Here is a 1,740-nt window from a genome sequence, read left to right as displayed (position 1 = left end):
GGCGCGTTCGGCGGCCGGCACCGCCACGCGGGCGGCGATGGTCAGGCTGGCCAGCAGGATCGCCAGGATGGCACTCGTCATGACGCGGGCTCCTTCCGTGCCGGGCCCCGGTTCGGCCCTTGGTCCCGGCTTCCGGTCAACGCCGGGACGCCCGCCCGGTTTGCGCGCCGGCCCGCGCCGCCGGACTCAGGCGAAATCCGCGATGGCCCGCCGCACCGCGGTCGTCAGCGCGACCGCGTTGGGCGTGTCGGAATGCACGCACACCGCCTCGGCCCGCAGCGTGTGGTCGTGGCCGTTGATGGTGGTGATCAGCCCCTCGCGCAGCATACGCACGACACGCCGCGCCGCCTCGTCCGGGTCGCGGGCGGCGTGTTCGCGGGTGATGATGATGCGCCCGTCGTCGGTGTAGTCGAGATCGACGTAGTATTCGGCGACGAAGTCGAGGCCGCGCCGCCGCCACACCCGCTCATGCTCCGTGCCGGCGAGGCCGAGCATCTTCACGCCGTAGACGCAGGCGGCGTCGGCGATGCCCTCGGCGATCGCCTCGTCGCGCGACGCGACGCCGTACAGGGCGCCGTGCGGCTTGATGTGGCTGAGCGGTAGTCCCGCCTCGTCCAGGAACGCCTTGAGCGCGCCCACCTGATACAGCACGCAGGCGGCGATCTCCGCCCGGTCCATGCGCATCTCCCGCCGGCCGAAGCCCTGCAGGTCGGGAAAGGACGGGTGGGCGCCGACCGCGACGCCGTGCGCCTTGGCGAGCGCGATGGTCTGGCGCATGATCATGGGATCGGCGGCATGGAAGCCGCAGGCGACATTGGCGTGCGTGACATGGGGCATGATCCCCTCGTCGTCACCGCATCGGTACAGGCCGTAGCCCTCGCCCATGTCGCAGTCGATCAACACCGCCATGACAGCCTCCTCCGCGTGCGTCGCACAAAGTCTCGGCGCTCGCATCGCGGGGGTCAATGTTCGGGCCGAGGATTTGCCCATCCGTGTCTTGCCTGACCGCGCAGACATGGTCACGCTGCGCCGCCGTTCGATCAGAGCCCGGAGAGAGCATGCCGATCACCACCGTCCCCGCGCCGATACCGGGCACGTTCTACCGCCGCCCCACGCCGGACGAGCCGCCGTTCAAGAATGACGGCGATACGGTCGCGGCGGGCGAGACGATCGGGCTGATCGAGGTGATGAAGACCTTCAACGCCGTCACCGCGGACGCCGCCGGCCGCATCGTGCGCTTCCTCGTCGAGAACGAGGACCCGGTGATGGCGGGCGAGCCGCTGTACGAGATCGAGACCTGACGCCGCCCATGCCGATCCGCCGGCTGTTCGTCGCCAATCGCGGCGAGATCGCGGTGCGCATCATCCGCGCCGCCCGCGAGCTTGGCATCGTGACCGTGCTGGGCGCGAGCCGCGCCGATCAGGACTCGCTCGCCGCGCGCATGGCGGACGAGGTGGCGGATATCGGCCCGCCGCACGCCGCGAAATCCTATCTCAGCATCCCGGCGGTGATCGAGGCGGCGCGCGCGCACGGCGCGGATGCGATCCATCCCGGCTATGGCTTCCTGTCGGAAAACGCGGCGTTTGCCGAGGCGGTGGCGGCGGCCGGGCTGATCTTCGTCGGCCCCGATGCCGCGACCATCCGCACCATGGGCGACAAGGCCGCCGCGCGGGCGACGGCGGCGGCGGCCGGCGTGCCGACCGTGCCGGGCAGCGAGGGCCGGATCGAGACGGTCGAGGC

General features: G+C 71.4%; 3 protein-coding genes. 2 read left to right on the top strand and 1 reads right to left on the bottom strand.

Annotated features, from left to right (window positions below; translation table 11 throughout):
• Nucleotides 1-186: 186 nt before the first annotated feature.
• Entirely contained in the window at nt 187-909 is a 723-nt protein-coding gene (pxpA, locus tag B8460_RS19250) for a 5-oxoprolinase subunit PxpA (RefSeq protein WP_048863245.1), read from the bottom strand.
• A 149-nt stretch (nt 910-1,058) separates the two neighbouring features.
• Between pxpA and B8460_RS19245 the strand changes: the two genes are divergently transcribed.
• Nucleotides 1,059-1,301, top strand: a complete 243-nt coding sequence (locus tag B8460_RS19245; RefSeq protein ID WP_048863244.1) for an acetyl-CoA carboxylase — start codon at nt 1,059-1,061, stop codon at nt 1,299-1,301.
• 8 nt (nt 1,302-1,309) lie between these two features.
• Nucleotides 1,310-1,740: biotin carboxylase N-terminal domain-containing protein (locus tag B8460_RS19240; protein ID WP_048863243.1), on the top strand; the 431-nt coding region annotated here is incomplete at its 3' end.

This window comes from Acidisphaera rubrifaciens HS-AP3 (assembly GCF_000964365.1).
Lineage (GTDB): Bacteria > Pseudomonadota > Alphaproteobacteria > Acetobacterales > Acetobacteraceae > Acidisphaera > Acidisphaera rubrifaciens.
The sequence above is the reverse complement of the archived record's forward strand: the minus strand, read 5'-3'. Positions and strand labels throughout refer to the sequence as shown.

What these genes read in the sequence shown, in the direction of transcription:
- pxpA (WP_048863245.1), bottom strand. Translation starts at nt 909, where the DNA reads ATGGCGGTGTTGATCGACTGCGACATGGGCGAGGGCTACGGCCTGTAC.
- B8460_RS19245 (WP_048863244.1), top strand. Translation starts at nt 1,059, where the DNA reads ATGCCGATCACCACCGTCCCCGCGCCGATACCGGGCACGTTCTACCGC.